Here is a 26,487-nt window from a genome sequence, read left to right as displayed (position 1 = left end):
ACCCCCCCCCCCCCCCCCCCCCCCCCCCCCCCCCCCCCCCCTGCCCCCCCCCCGCCCGCAACAAGAACCACAAAAAAACAAAAAGAAACACCCCCCCCCCCCCCCCCCCCCCCCCCCCCCCTCAGCGGTGGCTCACCCGCGCGGGGTCAGTACCGGCGGTCAGCTGCAGCCGCTGGTGGAGCCGCAGCCCTCGCAGAGGTAGCAGCTGCCGGCGCGGCGCATCTTGGTGCCGCAGGAGAAGCAGAGCGGGGCGTCGGCGTTGAGGCCGAGCTGGATCTCGATCAGCTCCGTGGAGTTGTGGGCCTGCGCCGGGGAGGCCTTGGGGGCCTTGGGCGCCTCGACGGCGGGGGCCGGGGTGGCGACCACCGGCGCCGACTGGGCGAGCGACTCGGTGTCGAGCTCCTCGGCCTCCAGCGGCTCGTAGGAGCCCGTGTCCAGGTGGCGCTGGCGCTCCTCGACGGAGTGGATGCCGAGCGCCGAACGGGTCTCGAACGGCAGGAAGTCGAGCGCCAGGCGGCGGAAGATGTAGTCGACGATCGACTGCGCCATCCGCACGTCCGGGTCGTCGGTCAGACCGGCCGGCTCGAAGCGCATGTTGGTGAACTTCGAGACGTAGGTCTCCAGCGGCACGCCGTACTGCAGGCCGACCGAGACGGCGATGGAGAAGGCGTCCATCATGCCCGCGAGGGTCGAGCCCTGCTTGGACATCTTGAGGAAGACCTCGCCGAGGCCGTCGTCCGGGTAGGAGTTGGCGGTCATGTAGCCCTCGGCGCCACCGACCGTGAAGGAGGTGGTGATGCCCGGGCGGCCCTTGGGCAGGCGCTTGCGGACCGGGCGGTACTCGACGACCTTCTCGACCGCGGCGGCCGGGGCGGCCACCTCGAGCTTGGGCTCGGAGTCCTTCTTCTTCGCCGAGAGCGGCTGGCCGACCTTGCAGTTGTCGCGGTAGATGGCGAGCGCCTTGACGCCCATCTTCCACGCCTCGAAGTAGATCTCCTCGATCTCCTCGACGGTGGCGGACTCGGGCATGTTCACGGTCTTGGAGATCGCGCCGGAGATCCACGGCTGGATCGCGGCCATCATCCGGACGTGGCCCATGGCCGAGATGACCCGCTCGCCCATCGCGCAGTCGAAGACCTCGTAGTGCTCGGCCTTGAGGCCCGGGGCGTCCACCACGTTGCCGTGCTCGGCGATGTGGGCGACGACCGCCTCGATCTGCTCGTCCTGGTAGCCGAGGCGCTTGAGGGCGCGCGGCACGGTGCCGTTGACGATCTGCATCGAGCCGCCGCCGACGAGCTTCTTGAACTTGACGAGCGCCAGGTCCGGCTCGACGCCGGTGGTGTCGCAGTCCATCATCAGGCCGATGGTGCCGGTGGGGGCGAGCACCGAGGCCTGGGCGTTGCGGAAACCGTTCTGCGCGCCGATCCGCAGGACGTCCTGCCAGGTGTCGTTGGCCACGGCCCAGACCGGGGCGTCCAGGTCGTCGAGCGAGACGGCGGCGAGCGAGGCGTCCGCGTGCTGCTTCATGACCAGCTGGTGCGGGGCGGCGTTGCGGGCGTAGCCGTCGTACGGGCCGACGACGCCGGCGAGTTCGGCGCCGCGGCGGTAGGCGGTGCCGGTCATCAGCGAGGTGATGGCGCCGGCCAGGGCGCGGCCGCCCTCGCTGTCGTAGGCGTGGCCGGTGGCCATCAGCAGGGCGCCGAGGTTGGCGTAACCGACGCCGAGCTGGCGGTAGGCGCGGGTGGTCTCGCCGATCTTCTCGGTGGGGAAGTCGGCGAAGCAGATGGAGATGTCCATCGCGGTGATGACCAGCTCGACGACCTTGGCGAAGGTCTCCGCGTCGAAGGAGTCGTCATCGCGCAGGAACTTCATCAGGTTCAGCGAGGCGAGGTTGCAGCTGGAGTTGTCCAGGTGCATGTACTCGGAGCAGGGGTTGGACGCGTTGATGCGGCCGGACTCCGGGCAGGTGTGCCAGTGGTTGATGGTGGAGTCGTACTGGATTCCGGGGTCGGCGCAGGCCCAGGCGGCCTCGGCCATCTTGCGGAACAGCTTCTTGGCGTCGACGGTCTCAATGACCTCGCCGGTCATCCGGGCGCGCAGGCCGAATTCGGTGCCGTTCTCGACGGCGGTCATGAATTCGTCGGAGACGCGGACGGAGTTGTTGGCGTTCTGGTACTGGACGGAGGTGATGTCGTCGCCACCGAGGTCCATGTCGAAGCCGGCGTCGCGCAGGGCGCGGATCTTCTCCTCCTCCTTCACCTTGGTCTCGATGAAGGCCTCGACGTCGGGGTGGTCGACGTCGAGCACGACCATCTTCGCCGCGCGGCGGGTGGCGCCGCCGGACTTGATGGTGCCGGCGGAGGCGTCGGCGCCGCGCATGAAGGAGACCGGGCCGGAGGCGTTGCCGCCGGAGGACAGCAGTTCCTTCGAGGAGCGGATGCGGGAGAGGTTGAGGCCGGCGCCGGAGCCGCCCTTGAAGATCATGCCCTCTTCCTTGTACCAGTCGAGGATCGACTCCATGGAGTCGTCGACGGACAGGATGAAGCAGGCGCTGACCTGCTGGGGCTGCTTGGTGCCGACGTTGAACCAGACCGGCGAGTTGAAGCTGAACACCTGGTGGAGGAGGGCGTGCGTCAGCTCGTGCTCGAAGATCTCGGCGTCGTCCTTGGTGGCGAAGTAGCCGTGCTTCTCGCCGGCGGCGCGGTAGGTGAGCACCACGCGGTCGATGATCTGCTTGAGGCTCCACTCGCGCTGGGGAGTGCCGACGGCGCCGCGGAAGTACTTGGACGTGACGATGTTGACGGCGTTGACCGACCAGAAGTCGGGGAACTCGACGCCGCGCTGCTCGAAGTTGATGGACCCGTCGCGCCAGTTGGTCATGACGACGTCGCGGCGCTCCCAGCGCACCTCGTCGTACGGGTGCACGCCAGGAGTGGTGTAGATGCGCCCGATCCGCAGACCGCCCTTGGGCGCCTTGCCGCCGCCCTTGGCCGTGGTCTTGTCGGACTTCGACCCGCGTGCGGAACCGCTCGTGGTGTCTGTCACTTCTTCCTCCTCCTGGGCAAACGCCCGAGGTGCCCCGAAAAGTCCGGGCACCGCTGGTTCGTTCTTCCGGTGTGCGGGCAGGCGGAGACCTCGCCTGCTTGCGCACGGTTTGTTGTGTTCTGTGCCCTTTTTTCGGGCATGCGTGGGCCCCGTGGGACCCGTGGTGCAGCAAGGCCCGCCAGGGGGCCGGGTGCCGGCGCCTCCTAGGGCGCGGCGGCGGCGACGGGCACGCAGGTGCCGTCCGCCTCGGGGACGGGCCGTTCGGCGCGGAGTTCCGCGATGGCGGCCTCGAAGTCTTCCAGTCCGTCGTACGCCTGGTACACGCTGGCGAAGCGCAGGAAGGCGACCACGTCGAGCTCCTTGAGCGGGCCGAGTATGGCCAGCCCGACGTCGTGGGTGGTCAGCTCGGCGTTGCCGGTGGCGCGCACGCACTCCTCGACCCGCTGGCCGAGCTGGGCGAGGGCGTCCTCGGTGACCGGGCGGCCCTGACAGGCCTTGCGGACGCCGGTGATGACCTTCTCCCGGGAGAAGGGTTCGGTGACCCCGCTGCGCTTGATGACCATCAGCGCGGCCGTCTCCACGGTGGTGAAGCGGCGGCCGCAGTCCGGGCACTGCCGACGACGGCGGATCGAGCTGCCGTCCTCATTGGTCCGGCTGTCGACAACACGGCTGTCGGAGTGCCGGCAGAAGGGGCAGTGCACCTGAGGATCCCTCCCTGGCAGGACGTGCGGACCTGTTGAGTCTATGCGATGCGACCCCGGCCTCGGCAAGCTGATCATGCGCCGCAACCACTAGTACTGGGCACGGAGAGGACTGTAGCCACTAGATGTAGGTCTCCGGGGGAAGCGCCACCCCTGGCGTGTCGGCACCGATTAGACTGCCGAAGTCGAGATCCGATCGAACATTTACTCGATGCACAACCTTGATGTACAGCAAAGCCTTGATCGAGTCAGCCAACTCTCGAATAATTCACTCGAACGTGTGTTTGGCGCAACCTTTCGATAGGAGGGGCGTTGGGCTGGAAAAGGGGAGAGGACAGCCGTCGAGAGGGGCCGCCGTGAACACCATCGAAAGCAACACCATCCCGGTGCAGGAACACTCCCAGTTCAAGGTGGGGCAGCGCACCACGAATCAGCAGAGCGTGGACATCAGCATGGACCGTAGCGAAGACCAGCGCCTCTCCGGCCCGGCCCTTTCCAGCACGGGCCGCGTTCCCGACCAGCCGATCGAACACTCCCCCGCGCTCGACGACGCCCACCAGGCGCCCACCCGCGCGCTGCCCGGCCGCCCCCCCGGCATCCGCACCGACGAGGCCGGTCTCACCGAGCGCCAGCGCCGCGTGATCGAGGTCATCCGGGACTCCGTCCAGCGCCGCGGCTACCCGCCGTCCATGCGCGAGATCGGCCAGGCCGTCGGCCTGTCCAGCACCTCCTCGGTCGCCCACCAGCTGATGGCCCTGGAGCGCAAGGGCTTCCTGCGCCGCGACCCGCACCGCCCGCGCGCCTACGAGGTCCGCGGCGTCGAGGTGGCCCGCCCGAACACCGCCGAGACGGCCGGCCGGCCGTCCACCTCGTACGTGCCGCTGGTCGGCCGGATCGCCGCCGGCGGCCCGATCCTGGCCGAGCAGACGGTCGAGGACGTCTTCCCGCTGCCCCGCCAGCTGGTCGGCGAGGGCGAGCTGTTCGCGCTCACCGTGCGCGGCGACTCGATGATCGAGGCGGCCATCTGCGACGGCGACTGGGTCACCGTGCGCCGGCAGCCGGTCGCCGAGAACGGCGACATCGTGGCCGCGATGATCGACGGCGAGGCCACGGTCAAGCGGCTCAAGCGCGAGGACGGCCGGATCTGGCTGATGCCGCACAACCCGGCGTACGAGCCGATCAACGGCGACAACGCCACCATCCTGGGCAAGGTGGTCGCGGTCCTGCGCCGCCTCTGACGCCTCGCGCGCACCCAGCGGGAAGGGGCTCCACCGCGCGGTCGCGGGGAGCCCCTCCGGCGTCTCCGGGGCTTCCGGGCCCCGCCTCGGCCCCGGGGGCGGGCTGGACGGAACCCCGGATCACCGCACCGCTCAGCCCCGCTTCACCACCGGCTTGACCGGCGGCGCCGAGGCGTCGATCGCCGCCAGCGAGCGGCGCACCTGGTTGCGGTCCGTGGTGTACCAGAACTCCGGCATCGAGGAGCGGAAGAAGCTCCCGTACCGCTTGGTCTCCACCCGCGGGTCGAGCACCGCGACCACGCCCCGGTCCTCGGCCGCGCGCACCAGTCGGCCGGCGCCCTGCGCCATCAGCAGCGCCGCGTGCGTCGCCGCGACGGCCATGAAGCCGTTCCCGCCACGCTGTTCGACGTCCTTCTGGCGGGCGCTCATCAGCGGGTCGTCCGGCCGGGGGAACGGGATGCGGTCCATCACGACCAGCTGGCAGGCCGAGCCGGGCACGTCCACGCCCTGCCAGAGCGAGAGCGTGCCGAACAGGCAGGTGGACGCGTCCGAGGCGAACTCCCGGATCAACTCGCCCAGGGTGTCCTCCCCCTGGAGCAGGATCCGGTTGTCCAGCCGCTCCCGCAGCGCCTCGGCGGCCGTCTGGGCGCCGCGCATCGAGGAGAACAGGCCCAGCGTGCGCCCGCCGGCCGCGCCGATCAGCTCCGCCAACTCGTCCAGCATGTCCGGCCGTTCGGGATCGCGGCCGGGATCTGCGAGGTGCCGGGCGACGTACAGGATGCCCTGCTTGGGGTACTTGAACGGCGAGCCGACGTCGATGCCGCGCCAGTGCGGCACCGCGTCCTCGCCGAACCCGGAACCGGCCGAAGGATTGTCCCCGGGGGTGCGCTGGTCCGGCAGCCGGGAGTCCGAGGGCAGGCCGACGGAGGCGGCGACGCCGTTGAAGTCCCCGCCGAGCTTGAGGGTGGCCGAGGTGAGCACCACCGAGCGCTCCTTGTAGAGGCCCTCGCGCAGCAGCCCGGAGACGCTGAGCGGCGCGACCCGCAGCGAGCCGGTGCCCATGCCGAAGCGGTCGCTGCGCTCGATCCAGACCACGTCGTACTCGGAGTCCTCCAGCAGCCGCTCGGCGGTCTCGTGCAGCGACTCGGCGGAGGCCATCGCCTGCTTGCGGACGGCGTCCTCGTCGCTGAGCCCCTTGTCGCGGGTCTCGCCGAGCGAGCTGATCACCTGGCGGGCGGCGTCCCGGATCGAGGTGACCGCGTACGCCAGGTACTCGGGCAGTTCCTCGACCCGGCCGGGCTGGGCGGTCTCCATCAGGCCGTGGTAGTTCTCGGCGGCGGCCTGCAAGGCGTCCACGGCCTTCTCGTTGGCGAGCCGGGCGGCGCGCTTGACCGCCCGGTTGACCGCGCCGACGGTCAGTTCGGCGGTGGCCGCGCCGGTGACCCGGTTGACCAGCTCGTGCGCCTCGTCGACGATCAGCAGCCCGTGCTCGGGCAGCACCGGCGCGCCCTCGATCGCGTCGATCGCGAGCATCGCGTGGTTGGTGACCACGACGTCGGCCAGCTTGGCCCGCTCCCGGGCCTTCTCGGCGAAGCACTCCTGCCCGTACGCGCAGCGGGTGGCGCCCAGGCACTCCTTGGAGGTGACCGCCAGCTGGGCCCAGGCCTTGTCGGAGACGCCGGGGCTGAGGTCGTCCCGGTCCCCGGTGTCGGTCTCGTCGGCCCACTCGCGCAACCGCAGCACGTCCTGCCCGAGCTTGCTGGCGGGCCCGCCGAGCGCCTCGGCCGCGTCGAACAGGCCCTCGCCCTCGTCGCTCGGGGTGCCCTCGTTGGCCCGGTGCAGGCACAGGTAGTTGGAGCGGCCCTTGAGCATCGCGAACAGCGGGCGGCGGCGCAGCACCGGGTGCAGCGCCTCGACCGTGCGCGGCAAGTCCCGTTCGACGAGCTGGCGTTGCAGCGCCAGGGTGGCGGTGGCGACCACCACGCGGTCCCCGTGGGCGAGCGCGGGCACCAGGTAGGCGAGGGACTTCCCGGTGCCGGTGCCGGCCTGGACGAGCAGGTGCTCGGCGTTGTCGACGGCGTCGGCGACGGCCTCGGCCATCCGGACCTGACCGGGGCGCTCGACGCCGCCGACGGCCGCCACCGCGGCGTGCAGCAGGTCGGGGATGCGGGAGCGCGGGACGGCGACGGCTTCCTCGACGTCGGCGGCGGCGCCGCCGTCCTCGCCAGGGAGCTCGGTCTCGCCGGGGAGCTGGGTTTCGGAGTCGTTCGTCATGACCCTCCCAGCCTACGGGGCGGGGGTGACAATCCGGCTCCGTCGCCCGGGAAGATCCGCCTCCAGGGTCACCAGGGCGTTGGGGACGGTCCCGTACCGGGCGGCGTGCGGGCGGTGCGGGCGGTCCTGGTAGCCGTCGAGCAGCAGCCGGTTGCGGTTGAGGCAGAGCCGGTCGATCCGCGGCCGGAACAGGTCGAACAGCTCGAAGCGCTCGCCCAGGCCGGGGAAGCGGTCCTGGTAGCGGCGGATCTCGGCCCGCAGCAGGGCCCAGAACTCGGCCTCGGGCAGCCCGGTCTGCGCCTCCAGCAGCGGGGCGAGGTAGCGCAGGACGCCGATGAACAGCCCGGAGTGGAGGAACTGGCAGAGCCCCTGCGGGCCGTCCCGCAGCAGGACGTCGTCGACCTCGGCGGGCAGGTCGCGCAGTTCGGGCAGGTCCTGGTCGCTGAGGTTGACGTCGTCGACGAAGTCCTTGACCGCGAGCCTGGTCGGCGCGTCGTGCTCGTCGAAGACGACGATGGCGTTCTCGCCGTGCGGGGAGAAGACCAGCCCGTACCGGTAGAGGAAGTGCAGCAGCGGCGGCAGCACCGCGCCGAACAGCCGGCCGGTCCAGGCGGCGGGAGTGAGCCCGGAGCGGGCGATCAGTTCGGCGGCGAGCGCCCGGCCGTCGGAGCCGGTCTGCAGCAGGGCGGCCAGGGTGCGGGCGCGTTCGCCGCCGGCCAGGAAGGGGCCGAGGGGTTCGCGCCAGATCGCGCCGAGGAGTTCCTTGTACTGGTAGGGCGCCTCGGGCAGCTCTCGGTAGAGCGGGTGGTCGACGGTGACGGAGGCGATCTCGCCGAGCAGGATCACCCGGCACTCGTCGCGCAGGTACGGGTCGGCGTCGCGCAGACCGTGGATCCAGGCGGTGACGGCGGGCGCGGCGAGGGTGCGTTCGGTGGGCAGGCCGCGCCAGACGAGAGTGTTGAGGACGGACAGCGGCAGTTTGACGGTGCAGCGCTCGGGGTGGGCGGTGTTGAAGAAGGAGCGGATGGACTGCTGGGGCAGCCGTGGGTCGCCGTCGGAGGGCAGCGGGACGATCTCGCCGGAGGCGATCCAGGGTGCGAACAGCGGGACGATCGTCTCGTCCCACTGCCAGGGGTGGACGGGCAGCAGCAGGTAGTCGTCGGCGGCCGGGCCGAGGGCGGCGCGCAGCGCGTCCGGGTCGTCGAGTTCGCGGGCGTACAGCTGCTCGGGCCGCTCCAGGCCGGGCACGCCGCGGTACTCGGCGAGCCGGCGGTGGACGGCGATCCAGGGCAGCGGGCGCGGGGTGCGGGCCTCCGGGGCCCAGCGGGCGGCGTCGGTGGCGGAGAAGCCGATCCGGCCCTTGTTGGGGACGATCCAGGGGTGGCCGTCCTGGCGGCCCTCCAGGGCGGGGTGGTCGAGGTCGGCGAGTTCGGCGGCGGTGAGCGCGGTGGCGAGCTGGTGCGCGTCGGCGGTCAGGGTGGCGGTGAGTTCGCGGATCAGGTGGCCGGTGGTCTCGCCGCGCAGGCCGAGGGCGTGCCGGGCGTGCGGGAGGAAGCGCAGCGGGTCGAGGCCGTCCGGGTCTGAGCAGCGGACCGACTCCGGGTCGACCCGCCAGCTTCCGTACGCGCCGCGGCGGGCGGTGAAGCGGTACTCGGCCTCGGGCAGCCAGAGCAGGTACTCGCCGTCGGCGGCGGCGCGGACGGGCGTGAGCAGTTCCTCGTAGGCGAACTCGCCGAGCATCTTGGCCAGCAGGGCGCGCCCGGCCCGCCGCCAGTGCCCGGCGGTCAGGTGCGGGGGCAGGTACAACGGCGGTTCAGCGGCCGACGGTTGCGGCACGGGTCAGCTCCTGGGGACGGGGGACGGTGGGGGTGCTCTCGGTGGGGGTGCCCTCGGCGGCAGCGGCGGCAGCGCCCGCGGCGGGGGCGGTCCCGGGCGGCGCGAAGCCGGTCCAGGCGGTGCGGGCGGGCAGCCGGTGGACGGTCCGGCCGGTGACGGCGTTGAGGATCACGGCGGCCCGGTGGGCGCCGAGTCCCAGGTCGGGGGCGCCGACGCCGTGGGTGTGCAGTTCGGCGTTCTGGACGTAGAGGCCGCCGGTGAGTTCGGGCCGGGTGGCGACCCGGTGGTCGAGGTCGACCCGGTAGCGCCCGCCCCGGTCCCAGTCGATCAGCCGGGCGAGCGGTTCGAGCGCGGCCGGCCGGGCGGCCCGGTAGCCGGTGGCGAGCACCACGGCGTCGGTGCGCAGGACGTGTTCGGCGCCGGAGTCGCCGTGCCGGCAGTGCAGTTCGAGGCCGCCGCAGGGGCCGGGGCGGGCTTCGGTGACGGCGGTGCCGGGGGTGATGTCGACCGGGGCGGTGTCGATCGGGCGGCCGATGGTGCGTTCGTAGAGGTGGTCGTGGATCTCGGCGAGGGTTTCGGCGCTGGCGGCCTTGTGGAGTTGCCACTGGGCGGCGACCAGGGTGTCCCGGACGGGTTCGGGCAGGCTGTGGAAGTAGCGGGTGTAGTCGGGGGTGAAGTGCTCCAGGCCGAGCTTGGAGTACTCCATCGGCGCGAGCGCCCTGGTCCGGGTGAGCCAGCGCAGCCGGACGCCGTCGCCGTCGTGGCGGCGGAGCAGGTCGAGGAAGACCTCGGCGCCGGACTGCCCGCTGCCGACCACGGTGATGTCCCGGGCGCCGACGAGGTCGCCGCGGCGGTCCAGGTAGTCGGCGGAGTGGAAGGCGCGCGGGTGACCGTCGAGGGCGGTGAAGGCCTCGGGCAGGACGGGCCGGGTGCCGACGCCGAGGGCGAGGTTGCGGGCGTGCACCTCGGTCCGCCGCCCGGTCGCGGTGTCGGTCAGCTCGGCCCGGAAGTGCGGGGCTTCCCAGTGCAGGGCGGTGACCTCGGTGCCGAAGCGGCAGTTGGCGAGCCGTTCGGCGGCCCACCGGCAGTAGTGGTCGTACTCGCGGCGGGGCAGTTGGAAGCGCTCGGCGAAGTAGAACGGGAAGAGCCGGTCCTGGTCGCGCAGGTAGTTGAGGAAGGACCACGGGTTGGTCGGGTCGACGAGGGAGACCAGGTCGGCGAGGAACGGCACCTGCATCCGGGCCCCGTCCACCAGCATGCCGGGGTGCCAGCGGAACTCCGGGCGCTGGTCGCAGAAGAGCGTGCGCAGGCCGGGGACGGGCGCGGCGAGCGCGGCGAGCGAGAGGTTGAAGGGGCCGATGCCGACGCCGAGCAGGTCGTACGGCGGCTGGGGTGCTGGGGTGTCCACGGGGGTGTCCTAGGCGACGAAGGGGACGCGGGCACGGACCATCAGGGCGGCGCGCTTGTCGGGCAGGTCGAGTTCGGTGTCCAGCCGGAATCCGGCCCGTTCGAAGGCCCGGACGGAGCGCCGGTTGCGGACGTCCGGTTCGGCGACGACCCGTTCGCAGCGGGGCCGTTGCCGCAGGATCCGCTCGGCGAGGGCGGCCAGCAGGACGGCGCCGAGGCCCCGGCCGCGGCTCTCGACGGGGCCGAGCAGGAGGTGGACGCCGGTGTCGTGCGGCCGGGCCGGGTAGTGCCGGGCGAGCGGGTCGAGGTCGGCGCGGTAGACCTCCCAGTAGCTCGTCGGGGCGCCGTCGAGCAGGCCGAGGCAGGGCACGCTGCGGCCGTCGCCGTCGAGTTGGGCCCGGAGGTGCCGTTCGGTGGCGTCGGGCGGCCCGGCGAGCTGCCAGAACGCGGCGATCTCGGGGTCGTTCATCCACCCGGCGAGCAGGTCCAGGTCGGCGGGCAGCCGGACCGGGCTGAGCCGGAACTCGCCGGCCGGGGTGGGGATCGCGCCCCATCCCGGCGGGTCGTCGAGCAGGCTCATGCGCCCGCCAGCGGGTTGGGGATGTCCACGTAGACGGACTGGGTGGCGACCGGGCCGACCAGTTCGTCCAGGCCGTTGATCCGGGTGAGCAGGTTGGCCTTGCACGGCAGGGTGGGCGCGTCGAGCAGCAGCCCGGGCAGCGCCGAGCCGGTGGCGGCGGCCCGCGGGCCGGCCAGGAAGCGGCGCAGCCCGGCCAGCAGCACGGTCTCGTCGGCGAGCCCCTGGCTGCCGAAGGCGCCGACCAGGCCGAGGACGTGGTTGATGCCGAGGTAGTAGGCGAAGTGGTGGTCGATCACCTCGTCGGGCAGGAAGGTGTCGCTGTGCTCGCCGAGCCCGGGCAGCCGCGCGGTGAGCCGGTCGGCGGCGCTCTCCCGGTAGTAGTAGCCCTGGTTGTCGCGGTAGCGGCCGCCGCTGGGCCAGCCGTCGGCGTCGAGCAGGACGAGGCTGTTCTGCTGGTGCGCCTCCAGGGCGATGCCGGCCGTGCCGTCCAGCCAGAGGACGGGCAGCACGACGGCGTCCAGGTAGCGCAGGAACCATTCGGCGGCCACGGTCCGCAGCGGGCGCCCGCAGCGGACGGCGAGCGCCCGCAGGGTGTCGCCGAGCCGGGACGGCACGGTGTCGCCGGTGCCGAGCGGCTGTTCGGCGACCAGCCCGGCGACGCACAGCGCGCGGTCGGCGGGGGCGAAGGGCTGGGCGCGCAGCACGGTGTCCAGGCCGCCCGGGTCACCGAGGGCGGGGTGGTCGACGCCGATCCAGGCCGGGTCGCGGACGATGTCGAAGCCGGGGTGGGCGCGGTGCCATTCGGCGGCCAGGCCGCTCTCCAGCAGCCGGTGCACCTCCAGGCCGCGGTGGAGTTCCTTGCGCAGGTTCTCCCGGCGGGAGTTGGTGATCCGCAGGCCGAGCGAGAGCTTGAGCATCCAGGGGGTGCCGGGGCGGTAGACGGTGCGCACCGAGGAGGTGGGGTGCCAGGGTTCGCCGGCCGGGCCGAGGTCGTGCAGCAGCCCGTCGGCGAGCAGGGCGGCGACGGCCGGGCGGTGGGCGAGTTCGCGGGCCTGCCAGGGGTGCAGCGGCAGGGCGGCGGTGCCGGGCGGCAGGGCGGCATGGTCCCCGAGCAGGTCCGCGGTGATCCGGTCGGCGCTCTCGGTGAGGGCGGAGCCGGCGGCGAGCAGGTCGCGGTGGACCGCGTACCAGTGGAGTTGGAAGGAGCCGTGCAGTTCGGGCGAGTAGGCGGCGCTCTGGGCCGGGCCGAGGCCGTCGCGGCTCTTCGGGGTGGGGTGCAGCGGGTGGCCGAGCAGCAGGGACTGTTCGGCGGCGAGGAAGTGCGAGCGTTCGGGGCCGCCGGCGGGGGCGGCGGTGCGGCGGTGGGCGAGGATGTCGGCGGTGCGGACGACCGAGTCGGCGACCCGGGCGGCGAGGTCGGCGACCTGCCCGGGGTCGGGGCGGTCGGCGGCCGCGGCGGCGAGCAGCGCGGCGGTGGTGACGGCGTCCACGGGGGCGTCGGCGGTGCCCTCCCCGGCGGAGAGGACGGCGGGGCCGAACCGGTGCCAGCCGCCGGGCGACCAGTAGCGGACGGGGGCGGAGAGCCGGGCGGCGCCACCGAGGACGGCGATCCGCAGCCGACCGTCGGGGCCGGGGCGGGCGCCGGTCTCGCGTGTCCAGCAGCGCAGCAGGGCTTCCAGTGCGGCCTGTTCGGCGGCGACGGCGGGGTCCGGGTGCAGCAGCGGATCGGGCTCGGCCGGCCGGTCCGCGGGCAGCAGCGGGGCGGGCGGGGCTCCGGTGAGGGCGGTGCTCAAGGCTGCTCCTTGGGGCGCGTGGGGGTGCGGACGCACGGGTGGTGGAGAGGATCGGCGGGCGCTCGCACCGTCGCGTCAGGTAAGGGTTACCTATCCCTGACGGGTGATCACAAGGTTGACTCACTCGTCCGGGTGAAGATCGGGGATTGTCCGCGTCCGGCGCGCGGGGCCCTGCTGGGCCGACGGGCCGTCGGCGGCCACGTCACGGATCGGTGACCTCCGGTCGGGGCCGCAACCCGGGGGGCGACCGCCGCCGTCCTGGTGACCGGTGGAAGACTCCACAGCGGCGAGTCGCCGCACGACAGCCCGATCGAGCACAGGGGGAAGCGCACACATGCCATCGATCCACCGGTCAGCCATGGCCGTCGCCCTCGTCACGGGGGCGCTGCTCGCGGCGAGCGCCTGCGGGCCGGACGGCCCGGCGGGCGACGGGGGCGGCAGCGCCGCGCCGCCGCCCGCGTCCGGCACCGCCGCCCCGGGGGGCGGCGTGATCGGCGGGATCACCCTCCCGTCGGGCATCCCGACCAGTCTGCTGGAGGGCCTGCCGAAGTCCTGGGACGACCTGAAGAAGTGGAAGTTCGAGGACTGGGACTCGTGGGCGTCCAAGCACGTCTTCAACAACCCGGTGGTGAAGGACTTCTGGAACCCGGACAAGATGGGCGACTCCAAGCCCGCCGATCCGGCTCCGCCCACCGCCAAGCCGGCCGCCGACAACGGCGTGACGGACCCGGACCCGCCGGTGGTCAAGGCCGTGCCGGTGCCCCGCCCGTACACCAAGCAGCCGTCCGGGAAGGTGTTCTTCAGTGCCCAGGGCGGCCGGGGCAACTGCTCGGCGACGGTGATCACCGACCCGCAGCACCCGGGCAGGAGCAATCTGGTCTGGACGGCCGGCCACTGCGTGCACGCGGGCAAGGGCGGCGACTTCTTCAAGGACCTGGTCTTCGTTCCCGCCTACAACAACTCGGGCGCCTCCAGCGGCGGCAAGAAGGCCCCGCTGTCCGAACTGGCCCCGCTGGGCACCTGGTGGGCCGACCTGGTCACCACCTCGCCGCAGTGGATGGTCGAGGGCGGCGGCACCGGTGACGCCGCGAACCAGTACGACTTCGCCGTCATGCGGGTGCACAACCAGAACGACTCCGGCAAGTCGCTGGAGGAGACGGTCGGTTCGGCCGTCCCGGTCTGGTTCGACGCCCCGCGCGACAAGGTGTCCGTCGCGGCGGTCGGCTACCCGCTCTACAAGCCGTTCGACGGCCAGGAGCTGTACAGGTGCGACGGCGGCAAGCCGACCCGGCTGTCGTTCGACGCCAAGCGCCCGTCGATGCTCACCATCGGCTGCAACATGACCCAGGGCTCCAGCGGCGGCGGCTGGTTCGCCACCATGCCGGACGGGAAGACCGCCCTGGTCAGCAACACGTCCATCGGCACCGAGGACCACACCTCGCTGAGCGGCCCGTACCTGGAGACGGTCGCCAAGCAGGCGCTGGACTGGATCTCCAAGAAGCCGTAGGCCCTTTCCGGTCGGACCGGACCAAGCCGTACGGGCGGCGGAGGCCGCCCCCGGGGGACGATGCAGCATGCCGAAGCACACCGGCCGCGGACCGCGGCGCCGATCCGGACCGACCGGCGCCGCGGTGCTCGCCGTGCTCGCGCTCGCCGCGACCGCCTGCGGGCCGGACGACTCCGGCGCCGCGGCGGCCGCGCCACCGCCCGCCCTCCCCACCTCGGCGCCCACCAGCCTGGGCGACCTGACGGGCTGGAAGGTGGAGGACTGGGCCCGGTTCGTCTCCGGCAGCGGCTTCGCCAACGAGGTGGCCCCGGGCTTCTGGTCGACCACCCGGATGGCCGCCGCCAAGGGCCGGCCCACCCCGGAGTACCCGCTCACCGCCGCACCGGACGGCGGCCGGCCGGACGCCCCGCCCGCGGCCGTCGCGGCCACGCCGCAGCCGCACCCGTACGGCCCGGCCACCGCCGTGGTCGGCCGGCTCTTCGTCACCACGCCCCAGGGCGACGCGGTCTGCTCCGCGACGGTGGTCTCCGACCCGGCCAACCCGGGCCGCAGCAACCTCGTCTACACCGCCGCGCACTGCCTGCACGACGGCAAGGGTGGCGGCTGGCTGCGGAACATCACCTTCGTGCCCGGCTTCAACCGGGACGGCCAGGCGGCCCGCGGCAAACCGCTCACCGAGCAGCAGGCGGCCCCGTACGGCCGGTGGGTGGCGGTGCGCGCGCTGGTGTCGCCGACCTGGCTCGGGGAGGGCGGCGTCGGCGCCCACCACCAGTACGACTACGGGATCATCCGGGTGCGCGGCGAGGGCGGCTCCGGCGCGTCGCTGGAGGAGGCGGTCGGCGGCTCGGTCCCGGTCTGGTTCAACGCCCCGCGCGAGCAGATCGGCTCGGCGTCCGCGTACGGCTACCCGACCGATCGGCCGTCCGACGGCCTGGAGCTCTCCCGCTGCGAGTCCCCGGTCCCGCCGGCCAGGCTCTCCCCCGACCGGAGCCGCCCGCCGATGTACGTCACCGGCTGCACCGTGACCGGCGGCTCCAGCGGCGGCGGCTGGTTCATCACCAAGGACGGCAAGCCCAACCTGATCAGCGTCACCGCGATCGGCAGCCGCAACCCGCCCGGGTACCTGGCCGGCCCCTCGCTCCAGGACCAGGCGAAGCAGGCCTTCGACTACTTCGCCAAGAACGTGAAGTAGCCCGCACGCCCGCACGCTCGGACGCCCGGACGCCCGGACGAGCCCCCGCACGGCCCCGCACGCTCGCGCACGCGAAGGGCCCCCGCACGCTCGCGCGATGCCCAACGGCATCACGGTCGCGTCCGGGGGCCCTTCGTCGGCCCGTCGCCTCAGACCTGCAGCGCCACCGCGTAGCGCTCCAGCTCGGCGGCCAGCTCGGCCGGCACCTTGGCGTGCAGCAGCGTGCCCTCGCCGGTGTGCTCGGTGCCGAGCAGCTCGCCCTCGGCGTGCACCCGGGAGACCAGCCCGCCCTGGGTGTAGGGCACCAGGGCCCGCACCTCGATCGCCGGGCGCGGCAGCTCGTCGTCGATGAGCTTCAGCAGCTCCTCGATGCCCTCGCCGCTGCGGGCCGACACCACGATGGCATGCGGCTCGCGGAGCAGCAGGCGCTGCAGCACGTGCGGGTCGGCGGCGTCCGCCTTGTTGATCACCACGATCTCCGGCACGTTCTGCGCGTCGACCGAGACGATGACCTCGCGGACGGCGGCCAGCTGCGTCTCCGGCTCGGGGTGCGAGCCGTCGACCACGTGCAGGATGAGGTCCGCGTCGGCGACCTCCTCCATGGTCGAGCGGAAGGCCTCGACCAGGTGGTGCGGCAGGTGCCGGACGAAGCCGACGGTGTCGGCCAGGGTGTAGAGCCGCCCGCTCGGGGTCTGGGCCCGGCGGACGGTCGGGTCCAGGGTGGCGAACAGGGAGTTCTCCACCAGGACGCCCGCCCCGGTGAGCCGGTTGAGCAGGGACGACTTGCCGGCGTTGGTGTACCCGGCGATGGCCACCGACGGCACCTGGTGGCGCTTGCGCTCCTGGCGCTTGGTGTCGCGGCCCTTCTTCATCTCGGCGATCTCGCGGCGGAGCTTCGCCATCTTCTCGCGGATCCGGCGCCGGTCGGTCTCGATCTTGGTCTCACCGGGACCACGGGTCGCCATGCCGCCGCCGGACGAGGCGGAGCCGCCACCACCCATCTGCCGGGACAGCGACTGACCCCAGCCGCGCAGGCGCGGCAGCATGTACTGCATCTGCGCGAGCGAGACCTGCGCCTTGCCCTCCCGGGACTTGGCGTGCTGGGCGAAGATGTCCAGGATCAGGGCCGTCCGGTCGACGACCTTGACCTTGACCACGTCCTCCAGGTGGATCAGCTGGCCGGGGGTGAGCTCACCGTCGCAGACCACGGTGTCGGCGCCGGTGGCCGCCACGATGTCGCGCAGTTCCTTCGCCTTGCCGGAGCCGATGTAGGTGGCCGCGTCGGGCTTGTCGCGGCGCTGGATCACGCCGTCCAGCACCTGGGAGCCGGCCGTCTCGGCGAGGGCGGCGAGCTCGGCCATCGAGTTCTCCGCCTCCTCCAGGGTGCCGTCCGTCCAGACGCCGACGAGCACCACGCGCTCCAGGCGGAGCTGGCGGTACTCGACCTCGGTGACGTCTTCGAGTTCGGTGGAGAGGCCGGCGACGCGGCGCAGGGCGGCACGCTCGCTGCGGTCGTACTGGTCGCCGTCGTAGTGGTGGCCGCGGTCCTCGTCGATGGCCGCGAGGTCCTCGTCCATGAGGGCTTCCGCCCGCAGACCGTTCAGGCGGCGCGGGGCGTCGGCGTGGTCGCGGGTGTCGGACGTGGAGGTCATTCTGTCCTTTGGTCGCTGGTGCGGATGGCCTGTGGGGACCGCCCTGTGCGGTCCCACCCGGAGTCTGCCCAGCTGCCGCCCCGGTTACCGCCGGGCGAGGTGAGCTACCCCTCAGGTCCTCGGGTGCCATCGGGGCTCCTGTGCCCTGAGAACGCCGTGGACCGGCCGTGAATTCCCCATGATGGTCCCACGCCCGGCGCGGACCGGTCATCCCCATTTTCCCCGGAGTGGCGGGCCCCGCCGGTGTCCGGGGCCTGCGGCCGGCTGACGTCGTACACCCCGGAGACCTTGAGCATCGCCCGCATCAGCGCGGGCAGCGCGGCCGGCTCGGGCAGTTCGACGGTGTAGGTGTGCCGGACCCGCAGCTCCTGCGGCGGTTCGACCTCGGCCGAGACGATGCCGACGTCCTCGGCGGAGATGGCCGCGGTGAGGTCGGCGAGCAGCCGGGGCCGGTTGAGCGCCTCGGCCCGCAGGGTGGCCCGGTGGCCGGCCGCCGGGGTGCCCTCCGGCCGCCAGCGGACCTCCAGCTCGGCGCGCCCGGCCGCGCGCATCCGCTCCCCGGCCGGGCAGCCGGTGCGGTGCACGGCGACGGCTCCGCCGCGGATCGGGTAGCCGGCCACCTCGTCCGGCGGCACGGGCGTGCAGCAGCGGGCCAGCCGGACCGGCGCCCCGGGCCGGCCGGCCACCGCGACCGGGGCCGGTCGGCGCTCGGTGGTGCGGTGCGCGGGCGGGACGGGCTGGCCGCTGGAGGGGCCGGTGCGCACCGCCGGGAGCCGGGCCGGGTGGTCGGCGAGCCAGCGTTCGATGGCCAGCCGGGCGGCCGGGGTCCGGGCGTGCGCGAGCCACTCGGGCGCGGGCCCGGAGGGTTCGGCGGGGCGCGGCCCGTCCTCGGTGAGCACGGTTCCGGTGGGCACGGCCTCGGTGAGCACGGCGAGCAGGTCGCCGTCCTGCAAGACGGTGGAGAGCGCGGTGAGCCGGCCGTTGACCCGGGCTCCGATACACCGGTGGCCGGTCTCCTCGCCGAGCAGGTAGGCGGCGTCCACGCAGGTGGCGCCGGCCCTCAGCTGAAGCGTTTCGCCGCTCTCCGTCACGACGGTGATCTCGCGGTCGCCGGCCAGGTCGGCGGTGAGCGCGGACCAGAAGGCGTCCGGGTCGGGCGTCTCCTGCTGCCACTCCAGCAGCCGGCTGAGCCAGCCGGGCCGGGCCGGGTCGGTGCGGTCGAGTTCGTCGGCGTCCTGGACGGCGCCGGCCGGCTCCGGGTCGCCGAGCGCGACCACCCCGGTCTCGGCGACCTCGTGCATCCGCCGGGTGCGCACCAGCACCTCGACGACCGTGCCGCCGCTGAGCGCCACGGCGGTGTGCAGCGACTGGTAGAGGTTGAACTTGGGGGCGGCGACGAAGTCCTTGAACTCGCCGGGCAGCGGCGTCCAGCAGGTGTGCAGCTCGCCGAGCACGGCGTAGCAGTCGGCGTTCTCCTCGACGACCACCAGCAGCCGCCCGAAGTCGGCGGGCTGCGGCCCCTGCGGCCGCCCGTCCGGGCCGGGCGCGGCGGCCCGCTTGAGCAGCACCCGGTGCAGCGACACGCAGTGCCGGGGCCGGACGGTGACCTCGGCGGCCACCCCGGTCTCGGACAGCTGGCGGGCCAGCAGCCGGGCGAAGGGGGCCAGCAGGGTGTCCGGCTCGCCCTCGTGACCGGCCATCAGGGCCCGGGTGCGGGCGTGCTCCTCGGGGTGCAGGGTGGCGAAGACGATGTCCTCCAGCTCCGCCTTGAGCACCTGGATGCCGAGCCGTTCGGCCAGCGGGATCAGCACGTCCCGGGTGACCTTGGCGATCCGCACCTGGCTGGCCGGTTTCATGTGCCGGATGGTGCGCATGTTGTGCAGCCGGTCGGCGAGCTTGATCACCATCACCCGGACGTCGTCGCCGGTGGCGACCAGCATCTTGCGGAAGGTCTCGGCCTCGGCGGCGGCGCCGAAGTCGACCTTCTCCAGTTTCGTCACCCCGTCGACCAGGTAGGCGACTTCGGGCCCGAAGCCGGCACTCACCTGATCGAGCGTCAATTCGGTGTCCTCGACGGTGTCGTGGAGCAGCGAGGCGACCAAGGTGGTTGTCCCTGCGCCGAGTTGGGCCAGGATCATGGTGACGGCGAGCGGGTGGGTGATGTACGGCCCGCCGCTCTTGCGCTTCTGGCCCCGGTGGCTGGCCTCGGCGAGCCGGTAGGCCCGGGCGAGCAGGCCGAGGTCGGCCTGCGGATGGTGCTCGCGGTGGACTCGGACGAGCGGTTCGAGGGCGTCCGGGACGGGCGGCCGGCCGGTGGCCAGCAGGGCGGCCCGCCCGGCCCGGCCGAGCGCGGCCCGGCCGAGCTCCCCCAGGGGCCGCCTGGCCCCGGCTTGCCGTGCGGACGTCGGCTGCCCCGTCAGGGACTGCCCGGCTTCGATGGTCATCGGCGCACCTCCGGCAGCGATCACCGGCCGCCACCCCGCCGAGGGGCGTCTTCCCGGTGGTCCATGCTACCGAGCAGAGCACGTTCCGCGATGCCTTGCTTCCCGTCCGCGACACGCGTCACTCGAACGGGCGGATTCACCGCCGCGCGAAATGGGCAAACCGGGCCGTCAGCTGTCCGAGCCGCGCCCCAGGCGTGTCAGACCCGCCCCAGTTCGGCCCACCAGCGGGCGTCGATCTCGCCGGCGGCCACGATGACCGCCGGGCCGGTCTTCTCGATCCGGCCGTCCGGGTGCTCGGTGATGACCAGTCGGCCGCCCGGCACGTCCACGGTGTAGGTGGCCGGCTCGCCGGTGACCGCCGGGTCGACGCCGTCCCGGCGGATGGCGGCCACCGCGACGGCGCAGGTGCCGGTCCCGCAGGAGCGGGTCTCGCCGGAGCCGCGCTCGTACACCCGCATGGCGACGTGCCGCGGCCCGCGGTCCACCACGAACTCGACGTTCACGCCTTCCGGGTAGGCCCCTTCGGGGCTGGTCAGCGGCGCGGACAGCAGGTCCCCGGCGTGGTCGAGGCTGTCCACGAAGGCCACCGCGTGCGGATTGCCCATGTTGACGTTCAGCGCGGGCCAGCGCCGCGCGCCGACCGCGACCTCGACGCCGTCCGGCCCGGGCAGTCGGGCCCGACCCATGTCGACGGTGACCTCGCCGGGCGTCCCGTCCCCGGCGTCCTCGGCGACCCGCACCGTCCGCACCCCGGCGCGGGTGGCGACCGCGAACTCGCCGGGCTCGGCCAGGCCGGCCTCGACCAGGTAGCGGGCGAAGACCCGCACGCCGTTGCCGCACATCTCGGCGATGCTGCCGTCGGAGTTGCGGTAGTCCATGAACCACTCGGCCCGGTCGGCCTGGTCCGCGGCGGCCGGCTCGGCGGCGGAGCGCACCACGCGCAGCAGCCCGTCCCCGCCGATGCCAGCCCGCCGGTCGCACAGCGCGGCGACGGCCGCGGGGCCGATCTCCAGCGCGCCGTCCGGGTCCGGGACGATGACGAAGTCGTTCTGGGTGCCGTGCCCCTTGAAGAAGGGGACGCCGACCGGCTGCGGGGAGGATGCGCTCACCCTCCCGATGGTACTGAACGGGCGCACCGGCCACCCGGGCGGTCCGACCGGTGGATCGGCGCGGGGCAGCAGGGGGGCGACACCGGCAGCCCACGGATCAGCGCAGGTAGGCGACCCGCCAGACGGCCAGCGCACAGGCCACCAGCGCGATCAGGGTGTAGAGCGCGATCGCCTTCCAGCCGGCCCGCTGCCCGGAGCCGCGGCGCGGCAGGCCCGGCCACTTGTACCCGGCGTGCCGGGCGGCCATCGCCCCCCAGCCGACCGAGGCGGCGGTGAGCAGCAGCCCGAGCATGCCGACCATGGTGGCGCGCGCGCCGGCCGAGCCGAAGGCGAGCGGGAAGGCGAACATCAGCGAGCCGAGGATGCCCAGCAGGGCGATCGGCAGGGTCTGCCACCAGCGGAGCCGGCGCAGCGGTCGGATCTCCCGCTCGTGCACCGCGCCCGCCGGGGTGCGGGTGTCCAGGGCCGGCAGTGCGACCGCGTAGGAGGTGGGCGCCTCCAGGCCGGTCAGCACGGGGAGGTCACCCATCGTCGACTCGTCGGCCGGTGCGGTGACACTCCCGCTCTGGCCGGGTTCGGGGCCGGTACCCGTCGACACGCGGCCTCCCCTGACAGTTCGACACGAGCGAACTCGCGGTCGGGCACGGTCGGCCCGCGCGGCCGACCCCTACGCCTTCGATGATGGCATGTCCAGACGGGCGTTCCGGGCCTGACCGGCGTCGACGGGTGATCCGTGGCCATCACGTGATCGGGCCGTGACCGCCGGTTCGTCCTGCACGGCCACCTGCGCGCGCAGGTGCACCGCCGGATTGGCCGGAACCCGCCTACCCGGCCGGACGCTCCTGACGGTCGATCAGCTCCAGGGAGCGTTCCAGCAGCTCGACGGGGTCGGTGCCGGCCGGCCGGGACAGCCAGTTGATCCGGCCGTCGCGGCGGAACCAGGACTCCTGACGGCGGGCGAAGCGCTTGGTGGCCCGGACGGTCTCCGCCCGTGCCTCGTCCTCGGTGCACTCGCCGGCGAAGTGGTCCAGCACCTGCTGGTAGCCGAGCGCCCGGGAGGCCGTCCGCCCCTCCCGCAGCCCGACCCGCTCCAGCGCGCGCACCTCGTCCAGCAGTCCGGCCCGCCACATCAGGTCGACCCGCAGCGTGATCCGCTCGTCCAGTTCGGGGCGCGGCACCGCGACCCCGATCTGCACCGCGTCGTAGACGGCGGTGTTGCCGGGCAGGTTCGCGGTGAACGGCTGCCCGGTGATCTCGATGACCTCCAGCGCGCGGACGATCCGCCGCCCGTTGCCGGTCAGGATCGCCTCCGCGGCCGCCGGGTCCAGCTCGGCCAGCCGCCGGTGCAGCGCGAGCGGGCCGGCCTCCTCCAGCTCGGCCTCCAGCCGGGCCCGGACCGCCGGGTCGGTGCCGGGGAACTCCATCTCGTCGATCGCCGCCCGGACGTACAGCCCGGAGCCGCCGACCAGGACGGGCGTGCGCCCGGCCGCGAGCAGCCGGTCGATCTCGGCCCGGGCCAGCCGCTGGTACTCGGCGACGCTGGCGGCCTCGGTGACGTCCCAGACGTCCAGCAGGTGGTGCGGCACGCCGCCGCGCTCGGCGGGGGTGAGCTTGGCGGTGCCGATGTCCATGCCCCGGTACAGCTGCATCGAGTCGGTGTTGATCACCTCGCCGCCGAGGCTGCGGGCGATGGCGACGGCCAGGTCGGACTTGCCGGCGGCGGTCGCGCCGACGATGCAGACCACTCGGGGCTGGGCGGCGCGGGACTGGTCGGTACGGGAGCTGCTCACCGCTCCAGTCTCGCAAAACCGCCGCCGCACCGGTGACCGGGCTGCCCGTCGGCCCCGACTGCGCGACGATGTGACTGTGTCCAGCCGTCTCCGGCCATCTCCGCCGTTTCCGCAGTTGAGCCGGTTTGCGAACGGTTCGGCGGTGACGGACGTTGGGCAGGAGACAGGGACGAAAGGGTGAGATCGCCATGGGTCTGATGGACAACCTCAAGGGCAAGGCCGAAGAGCTCAAGGGCAAGGCCAGTGAGCTCGCCGGCAAGCACAGCGAGCAGATCGAGCACGCGGTGGACAAGGCCGGCGGCGCGATCGACAAGGCGACCAAGGGCAAGTACAGCGAGAAGATCGAGCACGGCGCCAGCAAGGCCAAGGGCGCGGTGGACGACTTCGCCCACAAGCCGAAGCCGGGCGAGGAGGGGCCGGCCGGCGGCAACGGCCAGGCGCCGCGGGCCTGACGCCCCGCGCTCCGATCAGCTCCAGGACGCCACGACGTAGCCGACCCCGTACGGGGCGTCCTGGTAGCCGAGCCGCGCGGTGAGGCCGGCGCCCTCCGCGGCGCCGGCCAGCACCTGCCAGGGCGCCCGGCCCTCGGCCTTGAGCTCGGCGGCCAGCCCGGCGTCCAAAGCGGCGAGCGCGGGCAGGTCGGCTGAGCCCAGCGCGGCGGCCAGGGCGGCGTCGAAGCCCTCGGCGCGCTCGTCCAGGTAGCCGGGCGCCTTCACCGAGCGGCAGGCGCTGCCGTCGCCCACCACCAGCAGGCCGACCCGGTCGGCCAGCTGGGCCAGGCCCTGGCCGAGCCCGAGCATCCGGTCGGCGGGCGCGTCGGCGGGCACCGCGCAGGCGTGCGTCGGCAGCGTCACCCCGGCGCGCTCCAGCAGCCAGGCGCCGACCGTCAGCGAGGGCGCCAGCTCCGGCCCCTCGACCCGGCCGCCGGGCAGCTTGGCGACCAGCGGCACCCCGTAGCGGTGGAAGGAGCCGGCCCCGCCCTCGGTCCACACCTCGGCCTCCGGGCCGGCGCCGACCACCACGACCAGCTGCGGTCCGGCCGCGATCAGCGCCGCGAGGGCCTCGTCGCAGGCGGCCCGCAGCGGGTCCAGTTCGGCGGCCGCCCCGGCGGCGACCTCGGGGACGAGCAGCGGCGGACAGGGGCACACGGCGGCGGCTACCAGCATGCGGATCACTCTAGCCAAACGGCGACGGCGGCCCGGCCGGACTCGAAGTCCCGCCGGGCCGCCGGTGGAGGAGCGGGCCGCCGTTCGAGGAGCGGGACCCGTTCGAGGAGCGGGCCGTCAGTCGCCGCAGCAGGCCCCGCCCGCCGGAGCGGCCAGGGGCAGCGCGGCCGGGGCACCGATGCCCGGCAGGCCGAGCATCACCCCGGCCGGCTTGGCCGCGGGCTTGGCCTGGCGCTTCTCCCAGGCGTCGCCGGCCCGGGTGCGGCGCACCGCGAGCGACGGGCCCTCGGCGAGCAGGTGGTGCGGGGCGGCGTAGGTGATCTCGACGGTCACCAGGTCGCCCGGGCGCACCGGCTCCGTCGGCCTGGTGAAGTGCACCAGCCGGTTGTCGGGGGCGCGGCCGGAGAGCCGGTCGGTCTTGTCGTCCTTCTTGCCCTCGCCCTCGGCGACCAGGATCTCCAGGGTGCGGCCGACCTGCTTCTTGTTCTCCTCCCAGGAGATCTCCTCCTGGAGGGCGATCAGCCGGTCGTAGCGGGCCTGCACGACGGCCTTCGGCACCTGGTCCGCCATCTCGGCGGCCGGGGTGCCGGGGCGCTTGGAGTACTGGAAGGTGAAGGCGTTGGTGAAGCGGGCCTCGCGGACGGTGTGCATCGTCTGCTCGAAGTCCTCCTCGGTCTCGCCGGGGAAGCCCACGATGATGTCGGTGGAGATGGCCGCGTCCGGCATCGCCTCGCGGACCTTCCGGATGATCCCGAGGAAGCGCTCCTGGCGGTAGGAGCGGCGCATCGCCTTGAGGACGGTGTCGGAGCCGGACTGCAGCGGCATGTGCAGCTGGTGCATCACGTTCGGCGTCTCGGCCATCGCGGCGATCACGTCGTCGGTGAAGTCGCGCGGGTGCGGCGAGGTGAAGCGGATCCGCTCCAGGCCCTCGATCTGGCCGGCGGCGCGCAGCAGCTTGGAGAAGGCCTCGCGGTCGCCCAGGTCGGAGCCGTAGGCGTTGACGTTCTGGCCGAGCAGGGTCACCTCGATGACGCCCTCGTCCACCAGCGCCTCGATCTCGGCGAGGACGTCGCCGGGGCGGCGGTCCTCCTCCTTGCCGCGCAGCGCGGGGACGATGCAGAAGGTGCAGGTGTTGTTGCAGCCGACGGAGATGGCGACCCACGCGGCGTACGCGGACTCGCGGCGGGTCGGCAGGGTGGAGGGGAAGGTCTCCAGCGACTCCAGGATCTCGACCTGGGCCTTGCGCTCGACCGCGGCCCGCTCCAGCAGCGCCGGCAGGTGGCCGATGTTGTGGGTGCCGAACACCACGTCGACCCAGGGGGCCTTGCGGACGATGGTGTCGCGGTCCTTCTGGGCGAGGCAGCCGCCGACGGCGATCTGCATGCCCTTGTGGCGGCTCTTGACCGGCGCCAGCTGCCCGAGGTTGCCGTACAGCTTGTTGTCGGCGTTCTCCCGCACCGCGCAGGTGTTGAACACGACCAGGTCCGGGTCGCCGTCCTGCCCGGCCTTGACGTAACCCGCGTCCTCCAGCAGGCCGGACAGCCGCTCGGAGTCGTGGACGTTCATCTGGCAGCCGTACGTGACGACCTTGTAGCTCTTCAATCCGCTCTCACCGCTCACCAGACCAGGGTACGGGCAGCCGCGAAGCGCTTTTCCCCCACCGTTTCCCCTCCCGTTCCGGCGGAGCGCCTGGCAGTATCCCTGCATGACCCCCACCACCCCGTCCCGTCTCGGCGCCGCCGTCCGCACCGCGGCCCGCAGCCCGCTGTGGCGGACGGTGCTGGTGCTGGTGCTGCTGGTCGCGGGGCTGGGCGGCTGGTGGCTGTCGGCGGGCCGCTCGCCCGGCTACCCGCGCGGCGAGACGCGCTTCGCGACCGGCGTGCAGCGCGGTGTCTACGACCGGTACGGGCAGCTGCTGGAGGCCCACGTCGCCAAGGCCATGCCGGGGGTGCGGCTGGCCCTGGACAACACCGAGGGCTCGATCGACAACCTGGCCCGGGTGACCAGCGGCCAGGACGACTTCGCGATCGCCACCGCCGACGCCGTCGCCGACTACCAGGGCCCGGGCAAGGACCGGCTGCGGGCGATCGCACGGCTGTACGACGACTACCTCCAGCTGATCGTCCCGTCCTCCTCGACGGTGCACCGCACGGCCGACCTCAAGGGGCTGCGGGTCGGCGTGGGCCTGCCGCAGTCCGGGGTGAACCTGGTGACCAGGCGGCTGCTGGCCGCGGCCGGCCTGGACCCGGACCACGACATCGTCCCGGTGTCGGCGGGCGTCGGGGACGCCGCCGACCAGCTGCGGGAGAACAAGCTCGACGCCTTCTTCTGGTCCGGCGGGCTGCCGACCAGCGCCCTCACCGACCTGTCCGACCACATGCGGATGCGGGTCGTGCCGCTGGGGGACCTCGCCGGGGCCATCCACAAGATGGAGGGCGGCGGCACCGACGCCTACCGGGCGGCCACCATGCCCAAGGGCACCTACCCGAACGCCGACCCCAAGGACGCCGTCTCCACCGTGGCCGTGCCCAACCTGCTGATCACCCGGGACGACGTGGACCCGGGCCTGGTCGAGGGCATGACCCGGGCGGTGATCGACAGCCGCGACCAGATCGGCGCTCAGGTGCACGCCGCCCAGCTGGTCGACCTGCGCACCGCCGTCTACACCGACCCGCTCCCGCTGCACGAGGGCGCGGCCCGCTACTACCGCTCGGTGAAGCCCTGAAGGTGGAGCCCTGAAGGTGGAGCCCTGA

At 73.4% G+C, this 26,487-nt stretch carries 19 protein-coding genes; 5 read left to right on the top strand and 14 right to left on the bottom strand.

The window, feature by feature from the left end; genetic code table 11:
* Positions 1 to 159: 159 nt before the first annotated feature.
* Together AC07AL_RS19135 and nrdR are read right to left on the bottom strand one after the other, a co-directional pair.
* Positions 160 to 3,045, bottom strand: a complete 2,886-nt coding sequence (locus AC07AL_RS19135; RefSeq protein WP_363584551.1) for a vitamin B12-dependent ribonucleotide reductase — start codon at positions 3,043 to 3,045, stop codon at positions 160 to 162.
* A 203-nt stretch (positions 3,046 to 3,248) separates the two neighbouring features.
* A complete protein-coding gene (gene nrdR, locus AC07AL_RS19130; protein ID WP_063349343.1) occupies positions 3,249 to 3,746 on the bottom strand; it encodes a transcriptional regulator NrdR in 498 nt (165 codons plus the stop codon).
* 452 nt (positions 3,747 to 4,198) lie between these two features.
* On the opposite strand from nrdR, the gene lexA reads away from it, so the two are divergent.
* Complete coding sequence (gene lexA / locus AC07AL_RS19125) at positions 4,199 to 4,984, top strand: transcriptional repressor LexA (RefSeq protein WP_371522837.1); 786 nt, start codon at positions 4,199 to 4,201, stop codon at positions 4,982 to 4,984.
* A 132-nt stretch (positions 4,985 to 5,116) separates the two neighbouring features.
* Here the strand turns inward: lexA and AC07AL_RS19120 are convergent, their stop codons facing one another.
* Genes AC07AL_RS19120 through AC07AL_RS19100 form a run of 5 tightly spaced genes read right to left on the bottom strand, consistent with a single transcriptional unit; the run spans position 5,117 to position 12,874 of the window.
* Positions 5,117 to 7,258, bottom strand: a complete 2,142-nt coding sequence (locus AC07AL_RS19120) for an ATP-dependent DNA helicase (RefSeq protein WP_363630347.1) — start codon at positions 7,256 to 7,258, stop codon at positions 5,117 to 5,119.
* Between the two features lie 12 nt (positions 7,259 to 7,270).
* Positions 7,271 to 9,094 (bottom strand): IucA/IucC family protein, encoded by a 1,824-nt coding sequence (locus tag AC07AL_RS19115; RefSeq protein WP_400335081.1) that lies wholly within the window; start codon positions 9,092 to 9,094, stop codon positions 7,271 to 7,273.
* Positions 9,072 to 10,502: a lysine N(6)-hydroxylase/L-ornithine N(5)-oxygenase family protein gene (locus AC07AL_RS19110; RefSeq protein ID WP_478317822.1), complete on the bottom strand. Its 1,431-nt coding sequence runs from the start codon at positions 10,500 to 10,502 to the stop codon at positions 9,072 to 9,074. Before AC07AL_RS19110 ends, AC07AL_RS19115 begins: the two co-directional genes overlap by 23 nt.
* Positions 10,503 to 10,511: 9 nt before the next feature.
* Positions 10,512 to 11,186 (bottom strand): GNAT family N-acetyltransferase, encoded by a 675-nt coding sequence (locus AC07AL_RS19105; protein WP_478317821.1) that lies wholly within the window; start codon positions 11,184 to 11,186, stop codon positions 10,512 to 10,514.
* Positions 11,078 to 12,874: an IucA/IucC family protein gene (locus AC07AL_RS19100; RefSeq protein ID WP_363630351.1), complete on the bottom strand. Its 1,797-nt coding sequence runs from the start codon at positions 12,872 to 12,874 to the stop codon at positions 11,078 to 11,080. The genes AC07AL_RS19105 and AC07AL_RS19100 overlap by 109 nt, the downstream gene beginning before the upstream one ends.
* Before the next feature lie 334 nt (positions 12,875 to 13,208).
* On the opposite strand from AC07AL_RS19100, the gene AC07AL_RS19095 reads away from it, so the two are divergent.
* Positions 13,209 to 14,381: a trypsin-like serine peptidase gene (locus AC07AL_RS19095; RefSeq protein WP_363584561.1), complete on the top strand. Its 1,173-nt coding sequence runs from the start codon at positions 13,209 to 13,211 to the stop codon at positions 14,379 to 14,381.
* A 67-nt stretch (positions 14,382 to 14,448) separates the two neighbouring features.
* A complete protein-coding gene (locus tag AC07AL_RS19090) occupies positions 14,449 to 15,573 on the top strand; it encodes a trypsin-like serine peptidase (protein ID WP_478317820.1) in 1,125 nt (374 codons plus the stop codon).
* Positions 15,574 to 15,722: 149 nt separating this feature from the next.
* Here AC07AL_RS19090 and hflX read toward each other — a convergent pair whose 3' ends face one another.
* From hflX to miaA, 5 genes are all read right to left on the bottom strand, one after another.
* Complete coding sequence (gene hflX, locus AC07AL_RS19085; RefSeq protein WP_363584565.1) at positions 15,723 to 17,225, bottom strand: GTPase HflX; 1,503 nt, start codon at positions 17,223 to 17,225, stop codon at positions 15,723 to 15,725.
* A gap of 104 nt (positions 17,226 to 17,329) precedes the next feature.
* Positions 17,330 to 19,669, bottom strand: a complete 2,340-nt coding sequence (locus tag AC07AL_RS19080; RefSeq protein ID WP_363584567.1) for a RelA/SpoT family protein — start codon at positions 19,667 to 19,669, stop codon at positions 17,330 to 17,332.
* 197 nt (positions 19,670 to 19,866) lie between these two features.
* Positions 19,867 to 20,778, bottom strand: coding sequence for a diaminopimelate epimerase (gene dapF, locus AC07AL_RS19075; protein WP_363584569.1), 912 nt, complete (start codon positions 20,776 to 20,778; stop codon positions 19,867 to 19,869).
* 97 nt (positions 20,779 to 20,875) lie between these two features.
* The gene (locus AC07AL_RS19070; protein ID WP_363374361.1) at positions 20,876 to 21,376 is read right to left on the bottom strand and encodes a hypothetical protein; all 501 of its coding nucleotides are present in this window, start codon (positions 21,374 to 21,376) and stop codon (positions 20,876 to 20,878) included.
* 226 nt (positions 21,377 to 21,602) lie between these two features.
* Positions 21,603 to 22,568, bottom strand: coding sequence for a tRNA (adenosine(37)-N6)-dimethylallyltransferase MiaA (gene miaA, locus AC07AL_RS19065; protein ID WP_363584571.1), 966 nt, complete (start codon positions 22,566 to 22,568; stop codon positions 21,603 to 21,605).
* Between the two features lie 188 nt (positions 22,569 to 22,756).
* On the opposite strand from miaA, the gene AC07AL_RS19060 reads away from it, so the two are divergent.
* Complete coding sequence (locus AC07AL_RS19060; RefSeq protein ID WP_363584573.1) at positions 22,757 to 23,020, top strand: antitoxin; 264 nt, start codon at positions 22,757 to 22,759, stop codon at positions 23,018 to 23,020.
* A gap of 15 nt (positions 23,021 to 23,035) precedes the next feature.
* On the opposite strand, the gene AC07AL_RS19055 is transcribed toward AC07AL_RS19060, so the two are convergent.
* Both AC07AL_RS19055 and miaB read right to left on the bottom strand, forming a co-directional pair.
* Positions 23,036 to 23,734 carry a class III extradiol dioxygenase subunit B-like domain-containing protein gene (locus tag AC07AL_RS19055; RefSeq protein ID WP_363584575.1) on the bottom strand — a complete coding sequence of 233 codons (699 nt, stop codon included), beginning with the start codon at positions 23,732 to 23,734 and terminating at the stop codon, positions 23,036 to 23,038.
* Positions 23,735 to 23,851: 117 nt separating this feature from the next.
* Positions 23,852 to 25,354: a tRNA (N6-isopentenyl adenosine(37)-C2)-methylthiotransferase MiaB gene (miaB, locus tag AC07AL_RS19050; protein ID WP_363584577.1), complete on the bottom strand. Its 1,503-nt coding sequence runs from the start codon at positions 25,352 to 25,354 to the stop codon at positions 23,852 to 23,854.
* A gap of 85 nt (positions 25,355 to 25,439) precedes the next feature.
* Between miaB and AC07AL_RS19045 the strand changes: the two genes are divergently transcribed.
* Positions 25,440 to 26,459 carry a TAXI family TRAP transporter solute-binding subunit gene (locus AC07AL_RS19045; protein ID WP_363584579.1) on the top strand — a complete coding sequence of 340 codons (1,020 nt, stop codon included), beginning with the start codon at positions 25,440 to 25,442 and terminating at the stop codon, positions 26,457 to 26,459.
* Positions 26,460 to 26,487: the final 28 nt, after the last annotated feature.

Source organism: Kitasatospora sp. NPDC043949 (genome assembly GCF_056435365.1).
The sequence above is the reverse complement of the archived record's forward strand: the minus strand, read 5'-3'. Positions and strand labels throughout refer to the sequence as shown.

Bases quoted from the DNA above. Each gene is read 5' to 3' on its own strand.
- AC07AL_RS19055 (WP_363584575.1), bottom strand. From the start codon at position 23,734: ATGCTGGTAGCCGCCGCCGTGTGCCCCTGTCCGCCGCTGCTCGTCCCC.
- AC07AL_RS19060 (WP_363584573.1), top strand. From the start codon at position 22,757: ATGGGTCTGATGGACAACCTCAAGGGCAAGGCCGAAGAGCTCAAGGGC.
- lexA (WP_371522837.1), top strand. From the start codon at position 4,199: ATGGACCGTAGCGAAGACCAGCGCCTCTCCGGCCCGGCCCTTTCCAGC.
- AC07AL_RS19095 (WP_363584561.1), top strand. From the start codon at position 13,209: ATGCCATCGATCCACCGGTCAGCCATGGCCGTCGCCCTCGTCACGGGG.
- AC07AL_RS19045 (WP_363584579.1), top strand. From the start codon at position 25,440: ATGACCCCCACCACCCCGTCCCGTCTCGGCGCCGCCGTCCGCACCGCG.
- AC07AL_RS19080 (WP_363584567.1), bottom strand. From the start codon at position 19,669: ATGACCATCGAAGCCGGGCAGTCCCTGACGGGGCAGCCGACGTCCGCA.
- AC07AL_RS19120 (WP_363630347.1), bottom strand. From the start codon at position 7,258: ATGACGAACGACTCCGAAACCCAGCTCCCCGGCGAGACCGAGCTCCCT.
- hflX (WP_363584565.1), bottom strand. From the start codon at position 17,225: ATGACCTCCACGTCCGACACCCGCGACCACGCCGACGCCCCGCGCCGC.
- AC07AL_RS19090 (WP_478317820.1), top strand. From the start codon at position 14,449: ATGCCGAAGCACACCGGCCGCGGACCGCGGCGCCGATCCGGACCGACC.